This window comes from Rhizobium sp. BG4 (assembly GCF_016864575.1).
Classification (GTDB): domain Bacteria; phylum Pseudomonadota; class Alphaproteobacteria; order Rhizobiales; family Rhizobiaceae; genus Rhizobium.
Genome location: NZ_CP044127.1, coordinates 618,845 through 641,310, shown reverse-complemented (window position 1 = coordinate 641,310; position 22,466 = coordinate 618,845). Strand labels below are relative to the sequence as shown.

Here is a 22,466-nt window from a genome sequence, read left to right as displayed (position 1 = left end):
ATTGGGAGGATTGAAATGCATAAAATTTTCGTACTCGCCGGCCTTGCAGCGCTGCTTGCATCGGGCACGGCTCTTGCTGATACCAGCGGAAAGAAGATCGCGTTCTCGAACAACTACGCTGGCAATTCCTGGCGACAGGCGATGCTGAAGAGCTATGACATCGTCACCAAGAAAGCCGTTGCCGATAAGATCGTCGGCGCCGCCGACGTCTTTACGACGGCGGATCAGGAGGTGCCGACCCAGGCAGCGCAGCTACAGAATCTGATCCTGCAGGGATATGATGCCATCGTCATCAATGCGGCTTCGCCGGATGCGCTGAACGGCGCCGTCAAGCAGGCTTGCGATGCAGGTATCGTCGTCGTTTCCTTCGATGGTATCGTCAACGAGCCCTGCGCCTACCGTGTCGTCGTTGACTTCGAGGACATGGGCAAGCAAGAAATCGAGCAGATGAAGAAGCTCCACCCTAATGGTGGAAACCTGCTTGAGATCCGCGGGCTGGCAGGCACATCCATCGACGATTCCATTCACAAGGGTCTGCAGGAGGGCGTCGCCGCTCATCCGGAATTCAAGATCGTCAGCTCTGTGACGGGCAACTGGGACCAGACCACCGCACAGAAGGCCGTGGCGACCGTCCTGCCTTCTCTGCCGGACATCATCGGCGTCGTTACACAGGGCGGCGACGGCTATGGTGCCGCGCAGGCCTTTGCGGCAGCCGGCAAGCCGCGTCCGACCATCATCATGGGCAATCGGCAGGATGAGCTGCAATGGTGGAAAGAGCAGAAGGCCAAGGATGGTTACACCACCTGGTCGGCGTCGATCGCTCCCGGCGTTTCAACGCTGGCCTTCTGGGTAGCGCAACAGGTCCTCGATGGCCGCAAGGACATTCCGCACGATCTTCTAGTGCCCTATCTCGCCTTTACTCAGGACGATTTTGAGAAGCATCTGGCGGATATCCCGGCTGGTAGCGTCGCCACCACCGAATACACGCAGGACGATGCGATGAAAGCTATCAAGGCTAACATCAAGTGATGGTGCCAGCACCGGCTGAGGACACCCGGCCCATTGTCAGCCTGAGCGGCGCCGAAAAGCATTTCGGCGCCGTGAGGGCACTTGATGGCGTGGATTTCCAGGTCAATCCCGGCGAGTGTGTCGGGCTTGTCGGCCATAACGGCGCCGGCAAGTCGACGCTGATGAACATGCTTGCGGGAACGTTGACGATCGACCGCGGCCGGATGACGATTGCTGGGACGGTCGAGGAGCATTATTCGGTTGCCAGGGCACAAAAGGTTGGGGTCCGCTGCGTCTTCCAGGAGCTTTCGCTTTGTCCCAATCTCTCGGTCGCTGAAAACACCCGGATCAATCATCCTGCGTTGCGTGGCTTCGGCTGGCACCAGCGAGCCGCGTCGCTCATTACCGCTAGCCTCGACGAGATATTTCCCGACCATGGCATCGATGCTTCCGATGTCGTGGCGGATCTCTCGATCGGCCGACGCCAGATGGTCGAGGTTGCCCGGGCTTTCACGGTAACGGAGGATCCGCTGAATCTCGTCATTCTGGACGAGCCGACCTCTTCGCTTGACGCCCACACTGCCGGACAGCTGCTTGCCTTCGTCCGGCGGTTTGTGGCGGGGGGAGGAAGTTGCATCCTGATCTCCCATGTGCTCGGCGAAGTGCTGCAGAACTCAGACCGGATCGTCGTCATGCGCGACGGCAAGGTCGTCGCAACTGATCTGGCCGGTGCGTACGACCGGGATAGGCTGGTCGCCACCATGGGCGGCGCCGCGCACCGGGGAAAGATTTCGGCGCAGGTGGTTGCATCCGTCCAACCGGCAGGCGCGCCGCGTGTGAGGGCGAAGCCCGCCCAGCAAAAGGATGGCACGCAACTCGTCGCCCGGGCCGGCTCGATCATCGGCCTTGCCGGACTTGCAGGTCATGGGCAGACCGACTTGTTGCTTTCGATATTCAAAGCAGCCAACCGCGGAACAACCGGTGTCGAGGTGACGGCACCTGTGGCCCTTGTTGCCGGAGACAGGCAATCGGATGGCATTTTTCCGCAGTGGTCGATTGCCGAGAACATCGGTATCCGCTCGCTGAAGCGGCTGTGCGACCGGTTGCTGATCTCGCCGAAACGCGAAGCCGAGTTGGCGGAGATCTGGAAGAGCCGTATTGGCATCCGCACGCCGGACATGAGCAACAATATCGTGTCGCTTTCAGGCGGAAACCAGCAGAAGGCACTGTTTGCGCGTGCTCTCGGTTCCGATGCGGATATCATTTTGATGGACGATCCGATGCGCGGCGTCGATATAGGCACCAAGCTCGAGGTCTATGATCTCATCCGCCGGGAAGCGGCAAACGGTCGTACCTTCATCTGGTATACGACCGAGACGGAAGAACTCGACAACTGCCATCACGTTTATGTCTTCAAGAACGGTCGCATCGTCGCTAACCTGACGCGTGACGAGCTGACCGAGGAGAAGATCATTCAATCCTCCTTCGCCGAGGTGCATTAGGATGACTTTCGTTTCGCTCGACCGTTCCGTCACGCGTGCGGCCCGCAATAGCGCCGGCAGGACGAGGGCCTTGCGCGCCATGCTGCCGGCACTGTCGCTCGCGCTCGTGCTGATGGCGATCGCTTGGCTCAATCCGCGCGCGATTTCCTATTTCGGCTTCAGTCTCATGCTGAACCTCGCTATTCCGATTGCGCTTGCGACCATCGCGCAGATGTTCGTGATCGCCGGCAACGAGCTCGATCTTTCGATTGGCACTTTTGTCGGTTTCGTCGGTTGCGTCACTGCGACTTGGCTGCGCGATGCGCCGCTTCTCGGCATCGCCATTCTGCTTGGATCCATTGGTATCTATGCATTACTGGGGGCATTGATCCACCTGCGAAACCTGCCATCGATCGTCGTGACGCTGGGCATGAGCTTCGTTTGGCAGGGGCTGGCGATCCTGGTCCTGCCGAAGCCAGGTGGCAAGGCGCCGGACTGGCTGCAGGCGATCACATCCTTCAAGCCGCCCATTGTTCCCTTTCCAATCGTTGCTGCCGTGATCATCGCCCTGATCGTCTATTTCGGGCTGATGCGCACCTCCTATGGCGTGATCTTGCGCGGATCGGGCGGCAATCCGGCAGCGCTTGCACGCGCCGGATGGTCTCTGTTGCGCACCAAGGTCACGCTTTTTGCGCTTGCCGGCTGCTTTGGCCTCCTCTCGGGGCTGACGCTGATCGGGATCACCTCGTCGGGAGATGCCAATATCGGGAATGGTTACACGCTCTTGTCGATCGCAGGCGTCATTCTCGGCGGAGGCGAATTCATGGGCGGGCGCGTATCGCCGATTGGTGCCGTCATAGGCGCGCTGACGCTCGCGCTTGCGGCGTCATCGCTGCTGACCTTCATGCATATTCCGCCGGATTGGCAGGTCGCGGCAAACGGTGCGATCCTCATCATCGTGCTTGCAGCGCGTGCTCTCATCAGCCGCAAGGAGGCGTAATATGGCGCGTTTGAAGGCTCTTGCTGCAAAGCCCTGGATCTGGTCCTTTATGGGCGCATTGGCCGCCTGGGTGGCGACGATCGCCTTTACCGGCGGCTACGGTGCCGGCGGTATGATCACGGCAGCACTCTCGCTCGCCGTGTTCATGGTCATCGTCGGTATCGGCCAGATGTTCGTCATCACACTTGGTCCCGGCAATGTCGATCTCTCGCTGCCGGCCAATATCGGTCTCGCCAGTGCCGTCGCCATGAAGACGATGGACGGGCAGGACAGCATGATCGTGATCGGCCTGCTGGCGGCGCTCGCCAGCGGCGCTGCGGTAGGGGTTGCGAACTATCTGCTGATCTGGGCCTTGCGCATCCCACCGATCATCGCGACGCTGTCGGCAAGCTTCATCATCCAATCGATCGACATCAGCTATGGCCGCGGGCTGCAAATCAAGCCGCCGCCTGGCTTTGCCGAGTTCACCAACATCCAGATTCTTGGCTTTCCGGTACTGGCTATGTTCACGGTGCTCTTCACGGTGGGCGCTTCGATTGCCCTAAACCGCATGATCTATGGCCGGTCCGTCCTGGCAATCGGGCAGAATATCCGCGCCGCATGGCTCGCCGGCGTCAATGTCGGCCGCATCCGCTTTTTGACATATACCCTGTCTGGCATGCTCGGGGGATTGAACGGCGCACTGCTGGCCGGCTATTTCCGCGGTGCCAATGTTGATATCGGCAATGAATACCTGCTGTCGTCCATTGCGGTGGTCGTCATCGGCGGCACGTCCGTGGCCGGCGGCAAGGCGAATGTTCCCGGCATCTGGGGTGCGGCGCTTTTTCTCGTGTTGTTGCTGACGATGCTGAACACCTTTGGCGTCAGCGCAGGCATACGCCTGCTACTCACCGGCCTCATCATTGTCGGTGTCATCACCGCAGCGGGAGGCCAGAAGCCGGCGCGGTAAAGGGCTGGTGTCGTTTGTCAGTTAACCGTGAGAGCGCGGCTGTTGTTTCCGGTTTATCACTTAAGCTCCTGTTCGGCACTTCGCGTATCGATAATCCAACGGCGCTGATTAACAGCCTGACCATCGGAACTGTGTGCGTGCAGGAGGGCGGTGTTGGTGCCGGTTGTGGCCCCGAGGTCATGGCATCTTGCCAGCTTGACCGGAGATGCTTGCTGGCAACGTTCAATTGGGTGGTAGTCATCGCCCTGCACGGCGGAAGTCCGTAATATGCGAGCCGTACGGTCAGATCAGCGTAATCTTTTCCGAAGAGTTGAGGATCCCGCGCACAAAGGTCTCAGGCATAGCCATTAGCCTGCCTCCTAGCTTCGAGTGGTGAATCCAAATGAGCGAGGTTGACGCCCACTACAAAGAAATTTCCTTGGATAGCTCTATTACGACTGGGCCGGTGGTTCGCACCCCATCGAGAGCCCATTGTACGTGTCAGCTCATAATCCCGTAACGACACGACCGTTACGGGGCTTGTAACGATAGTGTCGTTACGCTATAGCATTATCACATTGGAGTTGCCCATGCCGACGAAACGCAAAAATTTGGAAGCAAGCGTTCCATTGAATATCCGTATCAAGCCCGCAACGCGCAATCTTATCGACCGCGCGGCTGAACTGCTTGGCAAGACACGCACAGATTTCATGCTGGAAGCCTCTGAACGCCGCGCCGAGGAAGTACTGCTTGACCGTACCGTCTTCACGGTAAGTCCTGAGGTGTATGCCGAATACCTTACCCGACTTGATGCGCCCGCGAAGCCGAATGCGCGTCTGAAACGCACAATGTTGACCCAAGCTCCATGGGATGAGGCGTGACCCTCACTTCGCCTGCCCCTTTGGCCGAGCATCATGAACTTGTCGGATTTGATTCCGGCGTTTCAGAACTGGATGATTGGCTGCGCCGACGAGCGCGAGTTAATCAGGCAAGCGGTGCGTCTCGTACTTTCGTGGTTTGCGACGGAAATCGTGTCGTCGCCTATTACGCTCTCGCCTCCGGCGCGGTGAGGACACCAGAAGTTCCAGGCCGGTTTAAGCGAAACATGCCAGATCCGATCCCAGTCGCTGGACTTGGTCGCCTGGCTATCGACCGGACCTATCAGGGCCGCGGTATCGGTCGGGCATTGGTGCGTGATGCAGGGTTGCGCCTGCTCAACGCAGCCGAAATACTTGGTATCCGCGGCGTGCTGGTGCATGCGATTTCAGATGACGCACGTACCTTCTACGAGGCCGTTGGATTTCTCCCATCTCCGTCTGACCCGCTGATGCTGATGATCGGATTGAAAGATCTCAGCAACGCGTTGAGCGCGTAGACGCTATCATCGAGTGCTCGGTTTCAGCAACGCTGAGCGGCATCGCTGCGCGGGATGTTCGTTCCATCCAGAAGGTGCAAGTGAACAGAACAAGTGCTGCAATCAGCCAGTCAAGGAGGTGCGGCAGGATGGAGATAAAAATCGGTGACGGCCCCGCCGTCACGAGCGTCCTCTGCGGCACGTCCAATTCCGACCACATGAGTTACGATGTCCAGGCGATGACAGGACCTCTTCCGGACGAGCGCATGCGGGCTCGGATGGTCGCGCACATGAAAACAATTCCCGGCTTCGGCTCCATCGGCACGATGCCGTGGTATATCGGCAAAGAGAATATGTATTCCGGCCTGATCCGAGAGGCATAGACAAATGCCGCGCAGCGCCTGCAGTAACGGCGCATTGATTAACCCGCCATCACGTTGGCACAATCACGGGAAGGCCGGCCTTGCCTTCCACTAGACGCGCGCTTCTGACGGCCTTTCTGACGCTGCCGCTCGTTGAGGTGGCGAGAATGAGGCGTTTGCGCAGGCCGTTCCCGAACTGCCGCTCACGCCCGCATATAACGATGGAGACGGACCGACCCTTGAACGGGAAGGCGGCCCCTTCTTCAAGCCGAACTCGCCGCTGAACCGGGATCTCTATTCGGATGCACCCGGAGGCGAGCGAATAACGGTCGCAGTTCGTACTCGACATTCGCTGCCAGCCGCTTGGCGGCAGCCGCGTTGAGATTTGGCATGCGGACGAAAACGGCGCCTAGGACACCGTGGGTTTCCGTCTGCGTGGGCACCAGTTCGCCGACACCAAGGGGCGCTGGTGGTCCACCACCATCATGCCGGCGCTTTATCCCGGCCGAACGCGTCATTTTCATTTCAAAGTCCAGCGTCCGGGTAGGCGCGTTCGCACCACCCAGCTCCATTTCCCTGGAGAACCCAGAAATGCTTGGCAGAGTGCTTCCGTCTTTCTGGGGCGGCGGATCGGCAGTTATGGTCTCCGCGGCCTGGTACATCCAGGCTGGGATGGCGTGGATGTTGAAGAGGGCCGTATTCCGGCAGGGCGCAGGCTGCAGTCCGGCCGATGTCCGCAGCAGATTTCAACCGCATCGTATCGATTGGCATAGACGAGCATGAGCCTGAACTGCCTCGGCTGGATGAGCCGGGGGGACGCATGCGGCCGATGGATTTGCAGATGAAGCTCAAGCGCCGTTCATGTTCGAGCAGGAGCGCGACCGGGTTATGCAACTCTCGTCGCGGATCGTTCGAAATCGGCTGTTTCGCCGGCTCGTTCTTCACGCCTATGACAAACGATCCGCCATCACGGGATTGAAGCTCATCAACGGTGGTGGCCGGGCGGAGGTCGACGCCGCACATATCGGGCCGGTGGAAGCGAGCGGACCCGACATTCTTTCCAACGGAATTGCTCTTTCGGGCACCGCACACTGGATGTTTGATCGCGGTCTGATTGGTCTTTCGGACGATCTTGATATCCTGATATCGCGTCAGGCGAATGATCCTGACAGCATTCAAGGACTCCTCAACAAGACTGGGAAGGCGACCATGCCTAGCATGGGTCTTCGAGCGGCCACATCCCCAGTTCCTGAGATGGCACCGTGAGAACTGCTTCAAGTAGTAAGCGCAAGGGTAAGTCGTGCGATGTAGTCCCGAGCGGGTCTATTTCGGTCAGTTGGCCAAAAAAATCCGAAAATCATCCCGATCGGTTCTTTTGTCTTTCTTTTGCGCCATCCGATGATATAATCATCCCGATAGGGGTGATTATGGACAAGATCAAAGATACAAAAACTCTCGGCATGCTGATCCGTCAGGAGCGCAGACAGCAAGGGTTAACCCAGGAGCAATTGGCCGGGGCGATTGGTGTGGGCGTACGGTTTCTGCGTGAACTTGAGGCCGGCAAAGAGAGCTGCCAGATTGGCCGTGCGATGCAAGTCTTGGCCGGTCTTGGTCTTCTTGTTTCCGTTGGGCGTCGCCAGGGCCCGCGATCGTGACCCGCGTCTTGGACGTCTATTTTCGCGACACCAAGGCGGGCGTGCTCGGCCGGCTTGACGACGGCCTACTGATCTTCGCCTACGATGGCGCGTATCTCCTGGACCAACGATCGCGAGCGATCTCGTTCTCGATGCCCCTGCAAGAAGAACCCTTTGGTGATCAGGTCGTGCGCCCGTTTTTTTCCGGTCTCTTGCCGGACGAAGGCGCGCGGCAACGCCTAGCTGGTGCGCTCGGCCTCTCGGCAGGCAATGCCTTCGGGCTACTGGAAGTTATCGGCGGCGAATGCGCAGGTGCCTTGTCAATCTATCCCACCGGCACAGCGCCCGAACCTCCCGGCCAGTCCCAAGCCGAAATTCTCACTTCGGAACGTCTGGACGAGGTTCTCAGCAGGCTGCGGACCCGGCCTCTGCTTGGCGGAGACGAGGGCATCCGCCTGTCGCTCGCCGGCGCGCAGGACAAACTGGCGGTCATTGTCGATGGAGATTCTATCGCCTTGGCAAGAGACGGAAGACCAACGACCCATATCTTGAAACCAGTCATCCAGGCGTTGGAAGGCACGGTGGAGAACGAGTATTTTTGTATGCAGCTGGCCGCCCGCCTCAAGCTGCCCGTACCCCATGTTCAGATTCGCCTGGACGGGGCGACTGCCTTTCTCCTGGTTGAGCGTTATGATCGAACGAAAGCTGCGGACGGCATCATTGAGCGCCTACACCAGGAAGACTTCTGCCAGGCCCTTAGCGTACCGCCAGAGCTGAAGTATGAGGCCGAGGGAGGACCGGGAACAGAACGATCTCTCGGGCTGATCGACAACGCCTGCGCGAGGCCCGTCGCGGATCGGTTGCAGTTCATCCGCATGCTGATCTTCCACTATCTCGTCGGCAACGCTGATGCCCACGGCAAGAACTACGCCCTGCTTTATGGCTCCGATGAACCGGATCTGGCGCCGATCTACGACGTCGTTTGCACGGCTGTTTATCCCCGCTTGTCAAAGAGGCTCGCCATGAAGATTGGTGGCCGCGATGTGCCCGACACGATCCAGTTGAAGCATTGGGCGACACTCGTGCCCGAAACCAAATCTTCTCAGCGCATCCTTGTCCGCGATCTTGCCCAGATGGCGGAAAGGATTGTGAGCGAGGCCGACGCCCTTGTTGCAGAACTGGCCCACGAGGGGATCAGGCACCCCATCCTGAGTGCAATTCGCAAGGTCATCTCAAGTCGGGCTGGTTTGCTACAGAGAGCCGCGGAGCATGTATCTTAAGCAGTTAGTGGTCGCGGATATCCAGCGTCTTGTCCTTCGATCAAAGGGTCGGTGGTTCAAATCATTTCCTTCGGCTCCGGAAACTGCTTTCCTCGTCTGAGATGCAAGACCACCTTCGTTTCGAAGGGCCGGAGTGTACGCTTTGTCGTGACCAACCTCCTCGGTAGATATTCAAGCGAGGAGGTTGGCCTGAAACGACTACGCGTCGCTGTATGAGGGGACAGCATAATGCGCATATGCCTCTAGCAACATTTGCAGGTATTCGGTGGTGCTTGAGGTCTGCTCACCCAAAGCTGGTCAGTGAAAAGGTATCTTCGACCACATGGTCTCCCACTCAATTTCGATACCGCGCTGTGCTGCAACGTTGATCGCCTGAGTTGGGGCCTTATCATCCGGCCACAAATCCTCTTCGAGCGAGATTCAAACGTCGTTGTCTTCATCGACGGTGATTTCGGCCAACAGCGCCCCCAGTCGTTCGCTTACGTTCGTCGAGTCATCTAAGAGTGCGCTTCTCATGAGAAGAACGATGTTGCGTTCGTTCAACTCAAGTTTTGGACGGTCATCGACTACGTGGAATTCAGGTTTGCTAGTGTCTGATTTCGCTTTATCGCCGATCGGCGGGAGCGATTTGCCTTCATCTTCGCACCAGAAAGCAGCGTCGAAAATGTCGACTGGGGCAGCGCCACATGCGGGGCAATGCCACAGATTTTTAGCGATCTGAACGCCCGTGATCTTCCCATCGCAATGCAAGCAAAACCAGGTGTCGGAGTCGCGGTCTCATAGCGGATGGCGAGCTTTGCCGTCCCCATCAGGTTTTGTCGACCTCCTTGGCCACTCGGACGAGATCTTGCTGCGAACCTGCGACATCCGATTGTTGCCTAGGCTCAGCGCTTCTTCGAGTAAGTCGGCGTCGAACACGGGGCACTGGTCGTCGGCTGCAACACTCGTCCTTGTTCAAGATACCCCCAGCGACGCGCACTTGCGTCGGTACTTCCCATCGTAAAATCCGCCGGTGAAACGTGCTTCGCGACCACTGCTTCGATGGTCGCCACCTGCTCGGAGCTTGGGATCCACCCATTCTTGTTGGCGGTGACGAGTTGTGTCTAATTCGCAATGCCGAGGTGTATGGCAATGAAGTTCAGAGCTTCATGTAGCGCCACCCTGGTGACTCGGGCGGGATGTTTTCCAAGAAGCTTGAGGTGGCTAATTTCTGCTGCTTCGGTCATATTCAGTTCCTGAATTGATCCGACCATGTGCCCGCTAATGGCCAGACCTGCCGGCACAGTGTGACAATTCAGAGATGGAACGCTGACATAGCTTTGCGTGGCGGGCACACCGGCCTGCGTGTAAGGCCGCCTCATGTATGACAAGCGGCACGCCATCGGTCAAGTGAAGACCATAACAGACCAGTTAGTAGCACGCGTTTTGAGGCCCGTAATGATGTGAAAAGGTAGCCAATTCAGTACAGCGGGAAAATCCGCTCACTGATCGTAGGTTCGAATCCATTCAAGGCGAAAATGACGAAATCGAATACGCGAGGGACCGGAGCTCCGGTTACGTTAACATCTGAAGTCCGTGTTTCTGCACAAGCGAAAGTAGCTTCAGCGCGGGTCCGCTAGGCCGTTTGGCGCCGGTTTCCCACTTTTGCACTGTCGACTGACTGGTGTTCAGATAGCGGGCGAAGATCGGCTGGCTGACGTGGTTCTTCTCACGCAAAGCCTTGATCTCATCCGGCGTCAGGTCAGGTGGGACCACAAGACAATCTTCATCGAATGTCCGCATCGTTTCCTTATCGATGGTCCCCGCCGAATACATGCCTTCAACAGCACTGTGGATTGCCTCGAAGGCATCGCTCTTGAACTTGCGATTAGTCGCCATGGTCTATCTCCAAAAGGCCTCGAGTTCCGACTCGAGATCAGTTTTCGTCTTGCGGCGGTAGAGGTCAGCGAGCTTTCGGAATGCTTGAAGCTCGTCGTCATCAATGTTCGCCCGATCTTTCTTCGCGAAGAGATAGGCGAACACCCAGAACTCGCCTGCCTTGGCCAGAACGATTGAACGATGCATGTTATCGTTGAGACGCTTATTGAAGACACCACCACCAAGATCGTCGGCCTGTCCAAGTGCCATTTGGCGGATTGCCGCCGACAAAACCTTGTCGGAAATGCGCGCCTTCTTTGCCGCCTTGGCGAACCATGCTGTTTTGAACACTCTGTCTGACATCGGTTTATATAGCACTAAGTGCTATGCCCATCAAGGTATAGGGAGAGAACTATTCAGCTTCCCATACCTGATTCTAGGAATGCAAGCAGCAAAGGCAGGCTGGTCCTGCGGAAGGTGCCATCAAAGGACTGCTGCCGCACGGCCCACATAATCTGCGGGATATCCTGGCAACGCATTTCCTCAAGCAGACCGGCTCCTACAAGCCCCACGGCAACCGATGCTTCTTGTCTCAGTCGCTTCGCCAATCGGCAACGTTCATTCAGCAGCACACAATCACCAACCAGCGTCGCTGGTCGTTGGCTAGGCCAAAGTTCGTAGCGGGCCACAGGTTCATATCTGCTCAAGAGCATCCAACCCGGCGGCTCAAAGGTGGCAGCATCGTTCGCACGTTCATCCTATTCCGACCCTGACCAGAAGCTTGCCGAAGTTACCACCCGATAGCATGCCGATGAAGGCGCTGGGGGCGGCCGACCGACTGATGGCGAGTGGACCGCGCCCGAACGTTGTCCGCAAGACCTGCATGGAAGCCGCCTGCCTGGTCTCCACCATCTGCATGCTGATGTGCACCTTCCGTGATCCGGACGTCGCTGTTGGCGGGCTGCTGTGTCGTCCATCGGCCACGGACTCGGCGGCTTCAATCTATTTGCGATCGGCCAGACCCTCGCAGGGCCGTCCGCGACCGCGAAGTGGATCGGGCTGCAAAACTGCTTCGGCAACATCTCGGGGATTGTAGCGCCGGTCATGACTGGCTTGATCGTCGACGCGACGGGGGCGTATGGCTCCGCCTTTCTGCTTGCCGCGCTCATGTCCGTCATCGGGCTTCTGTCCTGGACCATTGGCATCCGCCGGATCGAACCGCTCCGGTGAACCCATTGATCAGACGCGCGTTGAGCATGTTGGTTTTTTGAAACTTGGTGGGCGCTGGTTCACATCCCTTCAATCGAAGCTGTCTCCTTCGGCCCGTTGCATTCAGTGCTGCTGTCGCTGGCACCTGGCACAAGCTGTATTTGCAGCCGACGGCCTGTCGCATTATGTTATGGAAGAATGGAAAGGAGATCGCTGATGCTCTTGCAGAAATACCGCGAGAACAGGCAAGCCTTGAAGGAGATCGGCCGGGAAGCCATCGCCGAGAGCCGCCGTATGGGCCTAACGATCACTGCCAAGGATCGGCAGAACGAGGCGAAGGATAAGGCCCGGCATGAGCGCAAGGAACGTGCTCCGGCTACCGTGAGGTAGCAATCGCTCCATGCCCGAGTTGTCGTGTATCCTCCTCGCAGGGCCGAACGGCTCCGGCAAAACTTCCGCCTTCGCGAAGCTGAAGCTCGAGGGTGTTTGGATCAACGCGGACGAGATCGCCAAAGCGATGCCGGCCGCCGATAACAGATCGACCGAAATCCAAGCTGGTCGAGCGGCTCTCGTGAAGATTCACGAGATGATCGACACCAGGCAGTCTTTTATTTTCGAGACGACGCTGAGCAGCAACCAATCGTTGAGAATGATGCGGGCTGCCAAGGCAGCCGGGTTCAAGGTCGGCCTTTACTATGTTGCTTTGGATTCCGTTGAGACGAACGTCGAGCGCGTTAGACAGCGTGTCCTCAAGGGCGGTCACGACATCCCGGAGGAAAACATCCGCAGGCGGCACGATGGATCCTTCGAGAAGCTGACGAAGCGCTCGGGATTGCAGACGAAGTTTTGTTGATCGACAACTCAGGGATAGAACCGCACGAGGTCTTCGCCATTAACGGCGGCGTCGTCCAGTCCTTCGACATCGATGACAACCAAGCGCTGCACAAGCTCTTTGAGGCCAAGGTCTGCGAAGCGTACCATCTCATGCGAGCGCTGGAATGCTTTGAGAGCAGTTGATTGAGGAGGGATAGCCTGCCTTCGGTTGACAGACCTTTAAATCTCGCCCACTTTCCGACCGCGCACCGCAAAGTTCGGCGAACTGCCCTCATGGGGCTTGCCGAAAGGAAAATCTACCCGGCGCGGGCTCCAGGTCAGAATGAGAATGATAATCGCCGGCGGCGATCGCTGGAGGTCCATAAAAAGGCGTTATGCAACAGGGACGTTAGATCAGTAGCTTAGCATGTGAGGGGCGATAGTTCGGGTCCGTACAAGTCGGGCATCTCGACACCGGCCTTATATTATGTCCGAGAAGATAGTATAGTGAGGATCACGGTAGGTGGTGTCTTGCACTGGCAGAGGCGGGCAGCGTCCACCGGGGAAAGCCGCAAAACTTGCTATACTAGATTTGCGAAAAAGATATAGAGGTGGCATGATTAAGCAGATTGACCTCATGTTTCGCACCATGGTCGCGGAACTCCAGCAACGGGCATTTGATGATGATTGGGCGGAAGACTTCCCTCCATCGGGTAGATTCGTGCCAGTAGCAGTTGATGGCCGGCGTTACTGGTATTTCGACCAGCCCGACGGAGAGGGTGGGCAGAAACGCCGTTATGTCGGGCCTGCCGACGACCCCCTGATTTCGGAACGGGTCGAAACCTTCAAGGGTGAGAAGTCTGACTATAAGGCTCGCCGCAAGTACGTTTCTACGCTAACGCGCGAAGCCGGTTTAATTGCCGCTGATCGCTTTACCGGTGATATCGTACAGGCGCTTGCCAAGGCCGGTCTCTTCCGGCTGCGCGGTGTTCTCATCGGCACTGTCGCTTTTCAATGCTACTCGGCATATCTTGGCATCCGTCTGCCTTCGGCGGCGATCCTAACAGGTGATGCAGACCTGGCCCAGGATTTCGCGATCTCCGCCGAGGTGGCAGATTCGCTGCCGCCGATCCTCGATCTCCTGAAAGGGCTTGATCCAACGTTCCGCGCAGTGCCGCATATCAGCGGCAGCTCTCGATCTCATGCCTTCCGGAACCAGAGCGGTTACAGGGTCGAGTTCATGACGACAAACAGGGGAGCCGAAGAATATTCGGACAAACCCGCCAACATGCCTGCTCTCGGAGGCGCGTCAGCCGAACCGCTAAGATTCATGGATTTCTTAATCCGCGATCCCGTTCGTTCGATCTTGCTACATGGTGCCGGTATTTCAGTTGCTATCCCTGATCCTTGCAGGTACGCGGTGCACAAGCTTATCATTGCCGGCCGCCGTCAGAATGACGCCGGCGGCCAGGCCAAACGGGATAAAGACCTTAGACAGGCAGGAATACTATTCGAGGTCCTGCCGGTCACGGGCCATGGGCCATCACTGGCTGACGCTCTGGAAGAGGCATGGGATCGCGGACCTGCTTGGAAGCTGGCCATCTCGGAAGCAGCCGAAACCATGCACAAGGAATATGGGGACGCTATCAATCGAATGGTTGGCATTCTCAAGAGATAAAGGTCAGGCCTGCTCAAAAGGAACGCCTATGACAATACTCATTCGCATCAGATTGTGCGGCCCCACCTGAAAAGCAAATAAAATCAATAGACCGCCGCGACCTTATAGGAAGCGATGGTTCACATCCCTTAAGAGCGAAACGACGAGCTCGGCTCGGACGTAGGGTGTAGCCGACATCCAAGGCGAGCATCTCATTCGATTTTATGCAGCTTCCCAAGCCTGATTGAGGATCTTGGCCGCAAGTGCGGCCTTGTCTTGTGGCAGGGAGCGACCATAGTGCTATTGCACGACGTCGGGCATGTCCTGAATGGCGTAGCTTGCCTGCTCGTAGGATCCGGTCTGCTTCAGAATATGCGTCGCAAGAATGTCGCGCAGGTTATGGGGTCCATGCGGCAACAAGCCCTTGATCGCACCCCCGTCCGGTATAGGCATTATAGATGCCATAGCATTGGATGACCGTCCGCCAAGCATCGCAGAAGGTTGTCGAGTTGTAGGCCGCATCAAGGCTGGTGGTCTTGAGCGTCTTGACGAACAGGCTCCGTCGAGCAGAACACCACGATGGCGGTCGATGTAAGCGTCGAGGTATTTGTAGAGATCGAGCAAGTCGGGCAGGATCAGCTTGAACGGCTTCTGTGCGAAGAAGGAGGAGCCAGAGTTTTCGCGGACCCGGACTTAACCTGAAGCGCCAGATTCCAAGTGCGCCTGCGAGCTTCCCGAGGTTAAGTCCAGAGGCGACGCCGAAGTGACTGGCTCCGCCAGCACGCTTGCGGACGCGCCCATGAAGGAGACAACGGCATTTGCGAAGCGCAGTACCGACACGATGAAGAAAGCCACCGGCTTCTGGAGTGCGTGCTCGGGTTTGTGGAGCGGAGACTACTCGTGCCCAGCTTCGATATCGCCGTGTGTGACTTTCAGCGGTATGAAGCGCCTGGACGACGCCTGCGAGCGTGGCGTGAGTCACCGACAGGAAGACGGCGTACCACAGAAGAGCCCCAAGCCCGAGATAGGCCCAGATGTACTTCACGCCTGATAGGGTCAGAAACTGTCCTTCACCTTACGAAACAGGAAAAATTGAACATACCATCGCCATCATGGCACGTTCACCTTCACGGATGATTCTAAGGTCATTGCCTCTTTAAAGCAGCAGTGTAAGAAGCCGAATAAATGCGACACGCTTGAAGTTCATCTTGCCGGCAAATGCGAGCTCAAAGCCCTCCTCGTCTGCGCCGCGGGGTCGCCCGTATCGGCAGGGATGCAAAGGGCAAAGAGCTCGCAAAGTACGTCACCCTCAATTCGAGTACCGGGCAAGGGAGTGTGGGGCGTTCCATTCGACGCTGCGCTGGATACGGAGGAACGGTCTGCGACGTCGGGTGGGTCCGAACCCAGACTAAAGTCCCAAGACCTGCTCCAACTGGAACAGCTCTGCTCCTGTTTGCGTTATCATTGGCCGGGCAACAGCGAGATTTCCATGAGCGATAACGTTATATCCAGAGGCTTTTCGAAATTTGCCACCCTGATCGCGGATCTGTCTGGCAAGCCGGCAACGTTCGTACTTGCGGTCGCACTTGTTGTTGTCTGGGCCGCCTCGGGTCCGGTCTTCGACTACAGCGAAAACTGGCAGTTGGTGATCAATACGAGCACTACGATCATCACCTTCCTAATGGTGTTTGTTTTGCAGAACTCGCAGAACCGGGACGGCAAGGCTTTGCAGGCGAAGCTCGATGAATTGATCCTGACATCGCAAGCGCAGAACAAGTTCGTCGGCATCGAGAAGCTGGACGAGCAGCAGCTTAGGGAAATGAGCCAGAAGCTGGCGGAGAGGGCTCAATGCGTCGAGGAAGTCGCAGAGGACAAGGCCGAGGAGCGTGAGCGTCGGCCCGTTTAAAAGAACGGAGCTGCATCAAGAACGCCGACGCTCTCGACGGACGTTTCGCCGGGTCGCTGAGCGCCGGATTCTGGCAATGGTGATGCCAAGACCGCCGACCGTTGCTCCCGCCAGCCCGCCGGAGGCGGCGTCCAGGTCATAGAGCTGTAAGGTGATCATTCCCTCATGAGCCAGAGCAGCACATACTGCCGAGACTGCAATCTTTTGCATTTGGGCCTCCTGAAGCTCCAGAGCGATCTCAGCTCGCTTGGACGTGTTATGAACGCAGGTACCTACCCGGCTGCTTTCCTGCTCTTCAACTCCTCCGCCACCGACTTCTTCAGCGCGTCCATGATGTTGACCACGTTCGACTTCGGAGACGCCTCGGACGTCTTGCCTTTAGCAGACTTCTTCGGCCTCAGCGCCTTCTTTTTCTCCTCGATCAGTTTCAGGAGGCTTTCCTGGATCGGATCGCTGACCATGTCAGGTGACCAATGCGATGTCTGCTGCTTGATCAGCTTCTGCACCAGCGGCACCAGGTCGGGATCGCCTTCGTCTTCGATATCGTCGAAGTAGTTCTCTTCCGGGCGGACCTCATCACCGAACCGGAGCGACCAGAGGACGATGCCTTCGCCGCGCGGCTCCAGGATGACGGCACGCTCCCGGCGGCCCATTACGAGTTTGGAGACCCCGACGACGCCATCGGATTTCATGGCGTCGCGAATGACGGCGAACGCTTCGTTGCCGACCGGGTCGTCAGGCATGAGGTAATTCGGCTTCTCCAGATAGACCCATTCGATGGATTCGGCGGGTACGAACTTCTCGATATCGATCGTCTTGACCGTATCGAGCGTCACGCGGTCAAGGTCGTCGTCTGTCAGTATGACATAGTCGTTCTCGCCACGGGCGTAGCCCTTGGCTTCGTTCTCGTCCTTCACAGGCTTGCCGGTTACGCTGTCGACATACTGGGAGACGACGCGATTTCCCGTCGATTTGTTGAGCGTATGAAACCGGACTTTCTCCGATTCCGATGTCGCAGAGGTCATCGAAACCGGGCAGGTGACCAGCGAAAGCTTCAGATAACCCTTCCAACGATAAGGGGCCATGGTCGATCTCCTCAGCTTGCCTTCCGGTGCGACGTGGATCTCGATGACGGGGCGGCCTTCGAGGCCGTTCCACGGGCAGCCTTTCCGGAAGACCCCTGATTGGCATTGGCCGCCGTGCGCGTCGCCTTGCTTTTGCCGTTGGCGCCGGAGGCTAGCAATCCTGCACTCTCGCGAAGAGCCGCAAGCAGGTCGTTGGGTTTGGAGATCTCGACCTTCTTCGGCTTGGGTAGCGCCTTGCCCTCGATCTTGGCCTTGACCAGTTCGGCAAGGGCGGTTTCGTACCTATCGTTGAAAGTCGCTGGGTCGAACTCGCCTTTCTTGGTGGAGATGATGTGTTTGGCGAGATCCAGCATCTCACCCTCGATTTTCAGCTTGGGCATCTCCTCGAACGCCTTGGCGCTTGAACGCACCTCGTAGTCGTAATTCAGGGTAGTGGCGATCAGGCCCTTGCCGTGGGGACGTATGAGGACGGTCCTCATCCTTCGAAAGAGGACTGCACGCGCAACGGCCGCAACCTTCGACTTTCTCATTGCGTCACGCAGCGCGACGAAGGCGTCTCCGCCCATCTTGTCAGGCGTGAGATAGTAGGGCTTGTCGAAATAGACATCGTCGATCTCATCGCAGGGTATGAAGGCCGCGACTGATAGCGTCTTGTTGCTTTCGGGAATGGTGGCAGCGATCTCTTCCGGATCGATCTGCAAATATTGACCGTTGTCGATCTCGAAGCCCTTGACCTGGTCCTCGCGCGGCACCGGATCTTCAGTCTCGCTGTCCACATAGATGCGGTTGACCTTGTTGCCGGACGCCTTGTTGATCATGTTGAACGAGATCCTGTCCGAGGTGCTGGCCGCGGTGTACAGGGCGACGCCGCAAGAGACCTCGCCAAACTTCAGGAAACCTTTCCATTGGGCACGCTGACCACCCGCCATGACGCCATACTCCGAATCACCCAGTTGCGACTCAAGTCCGAAACGGGTGATTCGTTCCGACTCGAAACGAATCATTTTTCAAAGGCTTAGGGCGTTTCGCTCTGAGATTGATTCATTGGCCTGTCACCGTCTGACAATTTCGAAAGGCTTCCATTAGTGGCGCCTTCGAGCCTGCTTCGGCCTTCATCTCTAAAAGGCCGGCAATCCGCGCAGCTTGCGATGCATCCAGAGCGAGAGGCCAAGTAGGGGACCGAAACCAGCCGAGGACTAGGCCGCCGCCAGGCAGCCAATCGGTAGAGCCGAGCATCTGCGTGAACTGTGATGATGCACTCAGCGGCAAAAGAGGCCAAAGTTGCCGTCATCTGGATCCCGCGGTGAAATAGCCGCGCCGGCCATTCGGCCCCTGCTCGGCATAAAAGTATCGCGATAATGACTGGCGAGCGCCGGGCCCCGTTCGTCGAGCGCACGCGCTTTGTCAAGCAAGCCTGCACTGAATTGGTGGAACCAGCAAAAACTTCCTGCGTTTGCTGACAACCGCTTCACCCGTATCGACGAGGCACCCATGTCCAATGTTCCGGAAGATCACGTCCTGATCTCAAAGGCTGTTAGCGCCTGGTATCGGCACTATGGTGTCGGCTGGGACGATAATGCGTCTTCGTTCCTTTGCGACGCGGCCATCAAGCTTTACGCGAACGGTTGTCGATCCCTCGAAATGCTGGCCGCCACCCTCATCTCAGACGTCGTCGGGATTGCAGCAACCCGTGTGAATGCTACGTCGTCCTATGCCGTCCACTCACGCCTGTTGAGTGCTCGGTTAAAAGCTGCATTCGTTCACTCGCACCGTGAGGCGTTCGGCCGCCGACATCCGCCATCGCCAATAGTCAAGCCGTGATCCGGCATCGATTGCGCGGAGGAGGGATAACGCTCAACCGTTCCGAGGCTTGTTCGAGTTTCCAGACGGCATAGGGCGTCGTCTTTGCCGGCGCCTGTTCAGGGCCGGGGCTCCCTCCGACCACCAGACCGCCCCTCGCTCCCGAGCGAGACCTTTGGGGCATCGATTGTCCTTCTGGCTTCAAGCAGACGCGCCGGGTCAGTAAAGGCTTCTCTCACTTTCCTGCGTGCAGACACAAGCTCCGCCACGAGACGCTTGTGTTCACCTTCAGTCAGATCAGGTCTCGACCTCCGCCAAAGGCGGCCGCGAACGATAATGTAACGGCGGTCGGTGTGGTGAGCGCGTCATTGCTGGTTTTACCGAGCACCTCCCTTGCCGCCCGCTTCCGGTAATGGGACGAAGCATCCGCGCCTCCGTGCCCTCGGCGTACTGCGGGAGTTAAGACCTCAGTCGCCCGCGGCAATAGCCGTGAGGGATGACGGATTTCTCCCATCTGGTTTCGTGTCCGGTGGCGCGATCATGGCATGAGGTCATGGCCGCCGTGCCTAACCGACGTAGTCCCGCACACCCCGTTACCCGGAGACCCCCGGTTGTTGTTACGTCCGTCACTCGGCGCGGGTTTGCACATCAGCACGTGTTAGAAGAAGGCCTCGGAACCACCATTGCCCTAATGGCCCGAAGCCTTCTCATGCACACCATCATTTCGTGTTGTGGGTCTCTCAGGTCCACAACGAGCAAATTGCTAAAATATGAAAGCCCGTTTTGTCAACGCGGATCACAGCCGAATTTTTTGCGAGCCGGTCGAACCTGCTGCTGACATTAAAGTTAAGACGGCGAACGTTGTCGGTAACCCACCGCACGCGTTCAATCTCTTCTCCCTCGACCCATTGCAGAGATCATCAGAGCCGCGCGCCGCCCTCGCGTGGGCTTCTTCATCGCTGTGCTCTCTTAGAATCTGCTCACCGCTCCGGAAACGCGTTGATCAAGATGATGTCTTCCGCCTCACGGAGCGAGAATAAATTACGGCACGAGCCAGAAACAAATCTGTTCCTTTCATCGGTTGCGGGACATCGCATCCATCGCATAGACCGTTTGCCTGATGGTTCTTCGATATTCGCCGCGGAGAGATTCATTACCCGTTTACCCACAAGACCTTCGAGGTTGAGACGGGGTTCAGGGTTCGGCGTGCACTTCACCGCCCGCGAGGGCTTATCAAAAGATTGCTGCCCGCTTTTTCTGTCGTGACTGATCAGAGTTTACTTCGACCCGCGTCAGCAGGATCAACAGCCCATCGGTTACTCATCCTCATGAACGTCGCTCGCGTCCTCTAGCCGAAAAGATCCGGCTCCGTCAGCATTTCGCCGGCCACATCGACGATCGTCGAGCCGTATGGCTCCCTTGCCACGATGCGGATCGCGTCGTTCGGCGCGGGACGTGCCAGGTGCTGGGCTTCGTCCCAGGGTGCGCGCATCCAGACGTCGGTCTCCTCCTTAGTCAGCAGTAAGACCGGCATCGCTTTTTCATGGACTGGAGCGACCACGTTATTGGCAGCGGTTGTTAAGAAGCCGTAGAGATCATCGGTCGTCAGCCCGTCCTTTACCTTGCGAACGCTCTGCCACTGCGGGACATGAATGCCTGCAAAGAACATAAGATCCGTCGTGTCGGCGCGGCCGAACCAGGCATTCGGCGTCTTGCCTCCAGGCTCCTGGCTGATAGGGTCGGGTTCCGCAAAGGTCGTTACAGGAACGAGGCAGCGGTGCTCGGCTCCGAACCATCGCCGCCAATGCGGCAAGTTGAGCTTGCGGACATTGGTGACGCCGCGATCCGGCTCCATCCGGAGCAGTTCGTTCATGTCTACAGGCTTGCCTTTGGCAGCAAGCTTTGCTGCGCGCGTCTCAGCAGCCTTCTTCTGGACGAAGACCGGTGAGGGCAGGCCCCACCTCGCGTGGACAAGCTGCTTCCTTCCGTCGTTGGTGTTGCGGATAATCGGTCCGAGCTGATCCGGGTTCATTTGGTAGGCCGGCATGAGGTTTATCAGGCTCTCAGCATCTGCAGCCCATTTCGAAACCCAATCCCGATCTTCCATGCGATACAAATTGCACATTGCTCGCCATCCTCCTGCACGAGCGGAAACCGTAGTCCAACGGCACTGGTGTGCCAACGTTTCATTCCAACTGGCGGGGCGCAAGCCAGACGATCCCAATCCGTCTTCCGAGGACAGAGCATCAGGGAACGGACATGGTCACGGGCCCCTCCCGCACCCACCATCGATTCCCGTAAGCTCTTGTTGTCGTATCATTTCTTTGGCTTCTAAGTTCCATTTTCAAATTCGGTCTTCCAAGGTGAGATCTCTTGTTCCCGTTACGGTCCGGCATATGAAGCTCCGCGCCGTCGCCGGCAAGCTTCCTTCTTCGCGCAGCGCGGGTGTGCACATCGGCCTGCTAATTCGTCGTCCAGCCGAACCTTCAGCTGATCGCTCGTCGCGCGGTCCTCTGCGGCGATCGAGGCGCCTGCCCGTTGCGGTGTCTTCCATGGATCGTTCTTTGATTTTTGGTCGTGGCCAAAAAAAGCGGCGCCTACCGGTTACGGGAGACGCCGCTGATGGCCGGTCGCAAAGGCGATCGGAGCCTTACAAAAGCCGTACCGCTGTAAGCAGTTGGTTCCCGGCGGGGTGACTTGGAGCCGCCCCACCACCTGGATAGACCCATCCAGCTTAGGGCCCGCTGCCGTGACAGGACGCGGGCCTTTTGCGTTAGCTGTAGAGCAGCTGAACCGTCAGCGCGAGCACGGCGAACAGTCCGGAACTCACAACGCTAGTTTCGATCATGAAGATGACAATCTGCCTCGACGACAGGCCAGGAAAAGTGATTTCATCACAGCAGCTCCAATCCGAAAATTTATTCAATTCGTTGTCTTACCACAGGCTGGTTTGGAATATTTTTTTAATTAGCAAATTGAGATCAATTTAATTCACTCGCCATTGTTCCCTATGTGTGAGCTAGTACTAATCGCCCGGTGCGGCCCGTTCCTGGAGGCCGACCTTCTGAGCTTTTTGGAGCCTGCTTTGTACC

The 22,466-nt window shown here is 57.6% G+C and carries 19 protein-coding genes and 6 pseudogenes; 18 read left to right on the top strand and 7 right to left on the bottom strand.

Annotation, left to right across the window (positions count from 1 at the left end):
• Window positions 1–15: 15 nt before the first annotated feature.
• The 11 genes and pseudogenes from F2982_RS30725 (at window position 16) to F2982_RS30680 (ending at window position 9,047) form a co-directional block, all read left to right on the top strand.
• Window positions 16–1,029 (top strand): ABC transporter substrate-binding protein, encoded by a 1,014-nt coding sequence (locus F2982_RS30725; protein WP_130279691.1) that lies wholly within the window; start codon window positions 16–18, stop codon window positions 1,027–1,029.
• On the top strand, window positions 1,029–2,510 hold the full coding sequence (locus F2982_RS30720) for a sugar ABC transporter ATP-binding protein (RefSeq protein ID WP_203431642.1): 1,482 nt from the start codon (window positions 1,029–1,031) through the stop codon (window positions 2,508–2,510). Before F2982_RS30725 ends, F2982_RS30720 begins: the two co-directional genes overlap by 1 nt.
• A gap of 1 nt (window position 2,511) precedes the next feature.
• Window positions 2,512–3,489: an ABC transporter permease gene (locus tag F2982_RS30715; protein ID WP_203431312.1), complete on the top strand. Its 978-nt coding sequence runs from the start codon at window positions 2,512–2,514 to the stop codon at window positions 3,487–3,489.
• A gap of 1 nt (window position 3,490) precedes the next feature.
• On the top strand, window positions 3,491–4,438 hold the full coding sequence (locus F2982_RS30710; RefSeq protein WP_199628404.1) for an ABC transporter permease: 948 nt from the start codon (window positions 3,491–3,493) through the stop codon (window positions 4,436–4,438).
• Window positions 4,439–5,007: 569 nt separating this feature from the next.
• The gene (locus F2982_RS30705; RefSeq protein WP_203431311.1) at window positions 5,008–5,298 is read left to right on the top strand and encodes a DUF1778 domain-containing protein; all 291 of its coding nucleotides are present in this window, start codon (window positions 5,008–5,010) and stop codon (window positions 5,296–5,298) included.
• Window positions 5,295–5,792 carry a GNAT family N-acetyltransferase gene (locus F2982_RS30700; RefSeq protein ID WP_203431310.1) on the top strand — a complete coding sequence of 166 codons (498 nt, stop codon included), beginning with the start codon at window positions 5,295–5,297 and terminating at the stop codon, window positions 5,790–5,792. The genes F2982_RS30705 and F2982_RS30700 overlap by 4 nt, the downstream gene beginning before the upstream one ends.
• 152 nt (window positions 5,793–5,944) lie before the next feature.
• Window positions 5,945–6,154: pseudogene (locus F2982_RS30695) on the top strand (aldo/keto reductase); the annotation flags it as partial.
• Window positions 6,155–6,234: 80 nt separating this feature from the next.
• Window positions 6,235–6,729, top strand: a pseudogene (locus F2982_RS31970) (intradiol ring-cleavage dioxygenase); the annotation flags it as partial.
• Between the two features lie 104 nt (window positions 6,730–6,833).
• Window positions 6,834–7,415, top strand: a pseudogene (locus tag F2982_RS31965) (HNH endonuclease); the annotation flags it as partial.
• A 145-nt stretch (window positions 7,416–7,560) separates the two neighbouring features.
• Complete coding sequence (locus F2982_RS30685; protein WP_112717548.1) at window positions 7,561–7,788, top strand: helix-turn-helix domain-containing protein; 228 nt, start codon at window positions 7,561–7,563, stop codon at window positions 7,786–7,788.
• Window positions 7,785–9,047 (top strand): type II toxin-antitoxin system HipA family toxin, encoded by a 1,263-nt coding sequence (locus F2982_RS30680; RefSeq protein ID WP_112716948.1) that lies wholly within the window; start codon window positions 7,785–7,787, stop codon window positions 9,045–9,047. The genes F2982_RS30685 and F2982_RS30680 overlap by 4 nt, the downstream gene beginning before the upstream one ends.
• Window positions 9,048–10,150: 1,103 nt before the next feature.
• Here F2982_RS30680 and F2982_RS32145 read toward each other — a convergent pair.
• From F2982_RS32145 to F2982_RS30670, 3 genes and pseudogenes are all read right to left on the bottom strand, one after another.
• A complete protein-coding gene (locus F2982_RS32145; protein WP_281438227.1) occupies window positions 10,151–10,273 on the bottom strand; it encodes a hypothetical protein in 123 nt (40 codons plus the stop codon).
• Between the two features lie 328 nt (window positions 10,274–10,601).
• Window positions 10,602–10,925 carry a DNA-binding transcriptional regulator gene (locus F2982_RS30675; RefSeq protein WP_203431309.1) on the bottom strand — a complete coding sequence of 108 codons (324 nt, stop codon included), beginning with the start codon at window positions 10,923–10,925 and terminating at the stop codon, window positions 10,602–10,604.
• Window positions 10,915–11,267: pseudogene (locus F2982_RS30670) on the bottom strand (type II toxin-antitoxin system RelE/ParE family toxin). The gene F2982_RS30675 and the pseudogene F2982_RS30670 overlap by 11 nt, the downstream one beginning before the upstream one ends.
• 603 nt (window positions 11,268–11,870) lie before the next feature.
• Between F2982_RS30670 and F2982_RS30665 the strand changes: the two are divergent.
• The 5 genes from F2982_RS30665 (at window position 11,871) to F2982_RS30650 (ending at window position 14,604) form a co-directional block, all read left to right on the top strand.
• A complete protein-coding gene (locus tag F2982_RS30665; protein ID WP_203431308.1) occupies window positions 11,871–12,134 on the top strand; it encodes a hypothetical protein in 264 nt (87 codons plus the stop codon).
• A gap of 195 nt (window positions 12,135–12,329) precedes the next feature.
• The gene (locus F2982_RS30660; RefSeq protein ID WP_203431307.1) at window positions 12,330–12,503 is read left to right on the top strand and encodes a hypothetical protein; all 174 of its coding nucleotides are present in this window, start codon (window positions 12,330–12,332) and stop codon (window positions 12,501–12,503) included.
• 10 nt (window positions 12,504–12,513) lie between these two features.
• Window positions 12,514–12,966 (top strand): zeta toxin family protein, encoded by a 453-nt coding sequence (locus F2982_RS30655; protein ID WP_246777690.1) that lies wholly within the window; start codon window positions 12,514–12,516, stop codon window positions 12,964–12,966.
• Window positions 12,963–13,130, top strand: coding sequence for a hypothetical protein (locus F2982_RS31960; protein WP_246777689.1), 168 nt, complete (start codon window positions 12,963–12,965; stop codon window positions 13,128–13,130). The genes F2982_RS30655 and F2982_RS31960 overlap by 4 nt, the downstream gene beginning before the upstream one ends.
• Window positions 13,131–13,545: 415 nt before the next feature.
• Complete coding sequence (locus F2982_RS30650) at window positions 13,546–14,604, top strand: GSU2403 family nucleotidyltransferase fold protein (RefSeq protein ID WP_246777768.1); 1,059 nt, start codon at window positions 13,546–13,548, stop codon at window positions 14,602–14,604.
• 201 nt (window positions 14,605–14,805) lie between these two features.
• Here F2982_RS30650 and F2982_RS30645 read toward each other — a convergent pair.
• A pseudogene (locus F2982_RS30645) lies at window positions 14,806–15,264 on the bottom strand (hypothetical protein); the annotation flags it as partial.
• Between the two features lie 808 nt (window positions 15,265–16,072).
• Here F2982_RS30645 and F2982_RS30635 point away from each other — a divergent pair.
• Window positions 16,073–16,489, top strand: coding sequence for a low affinity iron permease family protein (locus F2982_RS30635; protein WP_112716942.1), 417 nt, complete (start codon window positions 16,073–16,075; stop codon window positions 16,487–16,489).
• A gap of 272 nt (window positions 16,490–16,761) precedes the next feature.
• Here the strand turns inward: F2982_RS30635 and F2982_RS30630 are convergent, their stop codons facing one another.
• Both F2982_RS30630 and F2982_RS30625 read right to left on the bottom strand, forming a co-directional pair.
• On the bottom strand, window positions 16,762–17,574 hold the full coding sequence (locus tag F2982_RS30630) for a Ku protein (RefSeq protein ID WP_203431305.1): 813 nt from the start codon (window positions 17,572–17,574) through the stop codon (window positions 16,762–16,764).
• A gap of 11 nt (window positions 17,575–17,585) precedes the next feature.
• Window positions 17,586–18,503 carry a Ku protein gene (locus F2982_RS30625; protein ID WP_203431641.1) on the bottom strand — a complete coding sequence of 306 codons (918 nt, stop codon included), beginning with the start codon at window positions 18,501–18,503 and terminating at the stop codon, window positions 17,586–17,588.
• Between the two features lie 562 nt (window positions 18,504–19,065).
• Between F2982_RS30625 and F2982_RS30620 the strand changes: the two are divergent.
• Window positions 19,066–19,296: pseudogene (locus tag F2982_RS30620) on the top strand (hypothetical protein); the annotation flags it as partial.
• Between the two features lie 1,426 nt (window positions 19,297–20,722).
• On the opposite strand, the gene F2982_RS30615 reads toward F2982_RS30620, so the two are convergent.
• On the bottom strand, window positions 20,723–21,499 hold the full coding sequence (locus F2982_RS30615) for an SOS response-associated peptidase (protein ID WP_203431640.1): 777 nt from the start codon (window positions 21,497–21,499) through the stop codon (window positions 20,723–20,725).
• Window positions 21,500–22,466 lie beyond the last annotated feature (967 nt).

Bases quoted from the DNA above. Each gene is read 5' to 3' on its own strand.
- F2982_RS30615 (WP_203431640.1), bottom strand. From the start codon at position 21,499: ATGTGCAATTTGTATCGCATGGAAGATCGGGATTGGGTTTCGAAATGG.
- F2982_RS30725 (WP_130279691.1), top strand. From the start codon at position 16: ATGCATAAAATTTTCGTACTCGCCGGCCTTGCAGCGCTGCTTGCATCG.
- F2982_RS30710 (WP_199628404.1), top strand. From the start codon at position 3,491: ATGGCGCGTTTGAAGGCTCTTGCTGCAAAGCCCTGGATCTGGTCCTTT.
- F2982_RS30685 (WP_112717548.1), top strand. From the start codon at position 7,561: ATGGACAAGATCAAAGATACAAAAACTCTCGGCATGCTGATCCGTCAG.
- F2982_RS30655 (WP_246777690.1), top strand. From the start codon at position 12,514: ATGCCCGAGTTGTCGTGTATCCTCCTCGCAGGGCCGAACGGCTCCGGC.
- F2982_RS30625 (WP_203431641.1), bottom strand. From the start codon at position 18,503: ATGGCGGGTGGTCAGCGTGCCCAATGGAAAGGTTTCCTGAAGTTTGGC.
- F2982_RS30675 (WP_203431309.1), bottom strand. From the start codon at position 10,925: ATGGCGACTAATCGCAAGTTCAAGAGCGATGCCTTCGAGGCAATCCAC.
- F2982_RS32145 (WP_281438227.1), bottom strand. From the start codon at position 10,273: ATGACCGAAGCAGCAGAAATTAGCCACCTCAAGCTTCTTGGAAAACAT.
- F2982_RS30720 (WP_203431642.1), top strand. From the start codon at position 1,029: ATGGTGCCAGCACCGGCTGAGGACACCCGGCCCATTGTCAGCCTGAGC.
- F2982_RS30705 (WP_203431311.1), top strand. From the start codon at position 5,008: ATGCCGACGAAACGCAAAAATTTGGAAGCAAGCGTTCCATTGAATATC.
- F2982_RS30715 (WP_203431312.1), top strand. From the start codon at position 2,512: ATGACTTTCGTTTCGCTCGACCGTTCCGTCACGCGTGCGGCCCGCAAT.
- F2982_RS30660 (WP_203431307.1), top strand. From the start codon at position 12,330: ATGCTCTTGCAGAAATACCGCGAGAACAGGCAAGCCTTGAAGGAGATC.
- F2982_RS30635 (WP_112716942.1), top strand. From the start codon at position 16,073: ATGAGCGATAACGTTATATCCAGAGGCTTTTCGAAATTTGCCACCCTG.
- F2982_RS30630 (WP_203431305.1), bottom strand. From the start codon at position 17,574: ATGGCCCCTTATCGTTGGAAGGGTTATCTGAAGCTTTCGCTGGTCACC.